Origin of the sequence: Phenylobacterium sp. (assembly GCF_036402295.1) — a bacterium.
In the GTDB taxonomy this organism is placed as follows: domain Bacteria; phylum Pseudomonadota; class Alphaproteobacteria; order Caulobacterales; family Caulobacteraceae; genus Phenylobacterium.
On sequence record NZ_DASWTE010000272.1, the window covers coordinates 1 to 5,374 of the forward strand.

Consider the following 5,374-nt stretch of genomic DNA (forward strand, 5'->3'; position numbering starts at 1 on the left):
AACGGGCATATATGCTGGAGGACGAAAGGAGCGATCCCCATGCGAGCCATGCTCATTGCGGCCCTGGCGCTGGCCGGCGGCGCCGCGGCCGCCCAGCCGATCGGCGAGAACCCGCCGACCAGGACGATCCAGTGCATCGATGTCGGCGGCTTCTCCATCCCGCCGACCTGCAACGTGCCCGGGAGCCGCCTCGACAAGCGCGAGGACATCTGCACCTGCCCGAACGGGGGCCAGCGGGTGGAGGTCGCGGTGTGCGCCAAGGGCGAGCGGCCGCCGCCCGAGAGCAAGGCGTTGAATATTGCCCGTCGTCAGGGCCTGCGCGACGGCACACTGGTGGGCGACACCGTGGACGGCCGCCGCATCTGCGTGGCGCCGCGGAACTCGTGAGGGCTACGCCAGGGCGGCGTAGACCATCTTCTGGAACATCGGGCAGCCGATGCGGCCGGTAGGCCGTTGGCCCTGCATGGCTGTGACCGCCTCGGGCCCCAGCGGCATCGAGTCCTGGATCAGGTAGATCAGGATCAGGTCGTTCGCCGGGTCGGCCTGCCACCAGGTGCCGAAGGCGCCCGGCCAGCCGAACGCGCCCTGGCCGCCGGCGCCCATCCACTCGTGCTTCTGGGCGTCCAGGATCATCGAGACGCCCAGGCCGAAGCCCTGGCTCAGCCAGAACGGCATCCCTAAGAACGCGTGGCCGCGCTGCTCTTCCGAGAGGCGGTTGGCGCACATCAGATCGACGGTCTCGGGCTTCACCAGCCGCACCCCGTCCACTTCGCCGCGGCCCAGCATCATGCGGGCGAACTCCAGGTAGTCGTCGGCCGTGGAGATCAGGCCGCCGCCGCCGCCCTCGAAGGCCGGCGGCTCGTCGCCCATGCGCAGGGAGACGTCCCGCAGCGGTCCGCCATCGGCCGGCGCCTCGTACAGCTTCGCCAGCCGGCCGCGCTGGTCCTTGGGCAGCCAGAAGGCGGTGTCGGCCATGCCCAGCGGGTCGAAGATGCGTTCCTTCAGCACCTGGCCGAGCGGCTTGCCCTCGATGCGGGCCACGAGGAAGCCCAGCACGTCGGTGGCGTGGCTGTAGTGGAAGCGCTCGCCGGGCTCGTAGGAGAGCGGGAGCTCGCCCAGCGCCTTCAGCCACTCATCGGGCGTCAGCGGGTTCACCAGCGGCGAGCCCAGCTTCTTCTCGTGCGCGTGGGCGATCGGGCCCATCGAGGTGAAGCCGTAGGCCAGGCCGGCGCGGTGGGTCAGCAGGTCCTCGACGGTAATCTCGCGCTTCGCAGCGGCCGTTTTGTCGAGCGGGCCGGTGGCGTCCTCCAGCACGAGCATGCCGGCGAGTTCGGGCAGCCACTTGGTGACCGGATCGTCCAGCTTGAGCTTGCCCTCCTCGAGCAGCATCAGGACGGCGATGGAGGTCACCGGCTTGGTCATCGAGGCGATGCGGAACTGGGTGTCGCGCTGCATCGGCAGGCCGGCCTCGATGTCGCGCTGGCCGATGGCGTCGGTGTGGACCACCTCGCCCTTGCGCCAGACGAGGGTGACGACACCCGACAGCGCGCCCTGGTCGACCAGGCCCTTCAGCGCCGGTCCCACCTGCGCCAGCACATCCGCCTTGAAGCCCGCCGGGGCCTGAGCTCCGTCCACGAGACGCCTCCCTTATCGTTGTTCAGTTGCGATTAGCGCAGGGGGGCAGGGCTGGCGTCAAGGGTTCCGGCGGGGAAGGGCTACTGCTCGGTCGGCGCCTCGTAGGTGGCCATCATCTCGCCCTTGGCGATGGTGCGGGCCTTGAGCGCGTTCAAGAGCTCCTTGAGCTCGGTGTCCGGGCCCATCTGGATCCGCTCGTTCAGGGCGAAGACCTGGAAGTAGTAGCGGTGCACGCCGTGCCCCGCGGGCGGACGCGGGCCGAACCAGCCGTAGCCGCCGCGGCCGTTCCTGCCCTGGATCGCGTCCTGCACCTGCAGCAGGCGCGGCTCGTTGCCGATGCCTTCGGGCAGGTGGTTCGTCTGGCCGCCGATGTTCCAGATCATCCAGTGGATGAAGGGCTCCTCCTGTGGCGCGTCGGGGTCCTCGACCACGATCGCCCAGGCCTGGACGTCGGGGACGTTCGACCACTTGAGCGGCGGCGAGATGTTGTCGTGATAGGCCGAGTGACGGTCGGGCAGGCGGCCGTCGGCCTCCTGGACCGGGCAGGTGACGAGGACGCCGGTGTCCAGGATCGGGTCGACCCGCTGGATGGTCAGCGATCGGCCGGAATGTTCGGGATGAGGGGTCTGGTCGGGCATGGCATGCGTCTCCGGATCGCGGGCGCACGTAGAACCGGAGGGCGGCGCGATGGTTGCGGCCGCCCTGGTTGCGTCTGTCATGCTGCGTCCGTAGGTCTGCCCCGATGTCTGCCCCGATCACCAAGCGCACGGCGCTCGCCGCCCTCAGCGGCTCGCTGGCGGCCGCCTGCTCGCCGATCAGCCTGTTCGCCACCCTCTCGCCGAAGGATCCGGCCAACCACGTGGCTCGCGGCCAGGCCTATGGCGCGGGGGCCCGGCAGCGGCTGGACGTCTATGCGCCGAGGCGTGGCCCTCAGGCTGCGCCGGTGGCGGTGTTCTTCTACGGCGGCTCCTGGGATTCCGGCCGGCGGCAGGACTATAACTGGGTCGGACGCGCCCTGGCTTCGCGCGGCTTCCTGACCGTCGTCGCCGACTACCGGCTCTATCCCGAGGTCCGCTATCCCGGCTTCCTCGAGGACGGAGCCCGGGCCGTGGCGTGGGCCAGCCGCAACGCCGAGCGCCTGGGAGGAGACGCCCAGCGGATCGTGCTCGTCGGTCACTCGGCGGGCGCCTACAACGCCGTGATGCTGGCGCTGGACGGCCGCTACCTTTCGGCGGCGGGCGTCGATCCGAGAGCGGTGCGGGCGATGGCCGGCCTCTCCGGCCCCTACGACTTCCTGCCGATCCGCAGCGAGATCACCGAGCGGATCTTCGGCGGGACCGACGACCTGCCGTCGACCCAGCCGCTGGCCTATGTGCGGCCGGATTCGCCGCCCGCCTTCCTGGCCACCGGCGCCGCCGACGACATGGTCTGGCCCAAGAACACCATCGCGCTGGCGAAGAAGCTGCGCGAGGCCGGCGTGCCGGTGGAGGAGCGCCACTACGAGGGCGTCGACCACGTCAACATGGTGCTGGCCCTGTCGCGGCCGCTGCGGGGCCGCGCGCCGGTGCTGGACGAAATGACCGGCTTCCTGCGTCGCCACGCAAGTTGATCGCCGTGCTGCGGCGCGGCACGGGTACAGGTTTGCGGTCATCGCCACCGTAACCGATTTCAGCGGAAACCCATACATTGTAAGGGGATCGCGCCGCTCGACTGCCGCAGCGTCATCTCGCTGCAATGCCGCATTGAACGCCGCCGGCAGCGTGCGTATATGCGCGCTCGCTCCGCTACGGGGCGCCAGCAGACAAGGACGTGAACCGCCCATGTTGCTCACGCTTATGAAGGCCAAGTTGCACCGCGCCACGGTCACCCAGGCCGACCTCGACTACGAGGGCTCGATCGCCATCGACCGTGACCTGCTGGACGCCTCCGGCATCCTGCCGCACGAGCAGGTGGACGTGCTCAACATCACCAACGGCGCCCGCTTCACGACCTACGCCATCGAGGCGCCGCGGGGTTCGCGGGTGATCGGCGTCAACGGCGCGGCTGCGCGACTCGTGCAAAAGGGCGACAAGGTGATCATCGTCACCTATGGCATGCTGCCCGCCGAGGAAGCCCGCAACTATGCGCCGACTGTGGTCCTGCTGGACGACGCCAACGAGATCAAGAAGGCCGCCTGAGGCTGTCGTCGGGGCCGCCCTGGCGGCCCTGGCGCTCGCCGCCTGTTCGCCCGGCGCGCCGCCCGGGGTCGACCGCGCAGAGCTGGATGCGGCGGTTTCGCGCGCCATCGGCGACCCGAACAGCTGCCTGCTGATCGCCAAGGCGGGCTCAGGCAAGCTCCAGTATCGCTACAACACCCACACCGCCTGCGACCGCGAGCTGCCGTCGTGCGAAGGGGGCGGCATCCGGGAGGCCGCCAAGACCAAGCTGGGCCAGTTGCTCAACCGCACGGCCCAGACCGGCGCGGTGGTCCAGCTCTCCTGCGACAGCGAGCCCGACGGCTCGCGCGGCGTCGGCTGGGCGGCCGGCCCGATCGCCGGCACCGACCTCGTCTACGCCGCGATGATGGAGGGCGATCGCGCCTTCCCGGGCCGGATGATGGCCGACCGCCTGGAAGGCGCTTTCCGCAGGGCCAAGGTTTCGAAGGCCCCGGCCGGGACGCAGGCCCCAGCCAGCCAGAAGGCGCCGTAGAGCCTGTCGAGTTCAGATGGAATCATCTGAACTCGGCGAACAGGCTCTATCTCTTTGAGTTAGAGCGCGTTTCAGGGGCGAAACCGGCTTCCACTTTCGCCCGACCGCCCTAGCGGGTGACCTCGTAGAGACCCGAGATGTCGATCCGCACGGTGAGCTCGCCGCCCTGAACCGGCGTCGAGTCCTTGGCGAAACCGCGCTGGGCGGCCATCTCGACCATCGGCATCGGCGGGCGCGGGACGTAGCCGCCGCCTTCGCTCAGCGACACCAGCCGCGAGACCCGGTGGCCCGTGGCCTTCGCGTAGAGGTCGGCCTTGGCGACCAGCGCCTTCACCGCCGCCTCGCGGGCCGCGTTCTCGGCGGCGGTGGGGTCGACCAGGCCGAAGCTGATCCCGTGGATCTGGTTCGCGCCGGCGTTCACCGTGGCGTCGACGGCGGCGCCCAGCTTCTTCAGGTCAAGCACCCGGATCGTGACCTGGTTCGAGGCCTGGTAGCCCACCAGGATCGGCGGCTTGTTCTCCTCGTAGCGATATTGCGGGTTCAGGTTCAGGTTGGACGTCTGGATGTCCTTCTCGGCGATCCCGGCCTTCTTCAGGCTGGCGACCACCGCGGTCATCCGCTGGGCGTTGGCCGCCATGGCCTCGGCGGCGGTCTTGCCCTCGGTCATCACGCCCAGGGTGATCATCGCCATGTCGGGCTCGACGCGGGTCTCACCGTAGGCCGAGAGGTTGAGCGTGGTGGCCCGGAACATGCTCTCGGCCGCCGGCGCAGGCGCCTCGGCCAGCACCGCGGGGGCGGCGGCGAACGTCAGCGCCAGGCCGAGACCGGCGGCGCGCATCAGGGTCTTCATCGAAAGCTCCAGTGGGGGAGGATGGAACGCCCCCAACCGTCGCAATTCCCACCTGAACGCAAGCTTTAAGCGCCGTGCAGCCCATGGTAACGCGCGGGGGCACATTCGCTGCAGGGGCCTGTAGCTCAATGGTTAGAGCCGGCCGCTCATAACGGTCTGGTTGCAGGTTCGAGTCCTGCCGGGCCCACCAGCAGCGCTTTT

7 protein-coding genes and 1 tRNA gene are annotated in these 5,374 nt (G+C 69.6%); 5 read left to right on the forward strand and 3 right to left on the reverse strand.

Annotated elements, in window-relative coordinates:
• Nucleotides 1-39: 39 nt before the first annotated feature.
• Nucleotides 40-387, forward strand: a complete 348-nt coding sequence (locus VGD44_RS16540) for a hypothetical protein (RefSeq protein WP_331089070.1) — start codon at nucleotides 40-42, stop codon at nucleotides 385-387.
• A gap of 3 nt (nucleotides 388-390) precedes the next feature.
• On the opposite strand, the gene VGD44_RS16545 is transcribed toward VGD44_RS16540, so the two are convergent.
• Together VGD44_RS16545 and VGD44_RS16550 are read right to left on the reverse strand one after the other, a co-directional pair.
• Nucleotides 391-1,635, reverse strand: a complete 1,245-nt coding sequence (locus VGD44_RS16545) for a serine hydrolase domain-containing protein (protein WP_331089072.1) — start codon at nucleotides 1,633-1,635, stop codon at nucleotides 391-393.
• Between the two features lie 80 nt (nucleotides 1,636-1,715).
• A complete protein-coding gene (locus VGD44_RS16550) occupies nucleotides 1,716-2,273 on the reverse strand; it encodes a YbhB/YbcL family Raf kinase inhibitor-like protein (protein ID WP_331089074.1) in 558 nt (185 codons plus the stop codon).
• 104 nt (nucleotides 2,274-2,377) lie between these two features.
• Between VGD44_RS16550 and VGD44_RS16555 the strand changes: the two genes are divergently transcribed.
• The 3 genes from VGD44_RS16555 to VGD44_RS16565 all read left to right on the forward strand — a co-directional run bounded on the left by VGD44_RS16555 (nucleotide 2,378) and on the right by VGD44_RS16565 (nucleotide 4,323).
• The gene (locus tag VGD44_RS16555) at nucleotides 2,378-3,244 is read left to right on the forward strand and encodes an alpha/beta hydrolase (RefSeq protein WP_331089076.1); all 867 of its coding nucleotides are present in this window, start codon (nucleotides 2,378-2,380) and stop codon (nucleotides 3,242-3,244) included.
• 211 nt (nucleotides 3,245-3,455) lie between these two features.
• Nucleotides 3,456-3,812 carry an aspartate 1-decarboxylase gene (panD, locus tag VGD44_RS16560; RefSeq protein WP_331089078.1) on the forward strand — a complete coding sequence of 119 codons (357 nt, stop codon included), beginning with the start codon at nucleotides 3,456-3,458 and terminating at the stop codon, nucleotides 3,810-3,812.
• Nucleotides 3,757-4,323: a hypothetical protein gene (locus VGD44_RS16565; protein ID WP_331089080.1), complete on the forward strand. Its 567-nt coding sequence runs from the start codon at nucleotides 3,757-3,759 to the stop codon at nucleotides 4,321-4,323. Before panD ends, VGD44_RS16565 begins: the two co-directional genes overlap by 56 nt.
• Before the next feature lie 109 nt (nucleotides 4,324-4,432).
• Here the strand turns inward: VGD44_RS16565 and VGD44_RS16570 are convergent, their stop codons facing one another.
• Nucleotides 4,433-5,173: an SIMPL domain-containing protein gene (locus VGD44_RS16570; protein ID WP_331089082.1), complete on the reverse strand. Its 741-nt coding sequence runs from the start codon at nucleotides 5,171-5,173 to the stop codon at nucleotides 4,433-4,435.
• A 114-nt stretch (nucleotides 5,174-5,287) separates the two neighbouring features.
• Here VGD44_RS16570 and VGD44_RS16575 point away from each other — a divergent pair.
• Nucleotides 5,288-5,363 (forward strand) — tRNA-Ile (locus VGD44_RS16575).
• Nucleotides 5,364-5,374 lie beyond the last annotated feature (11 nt).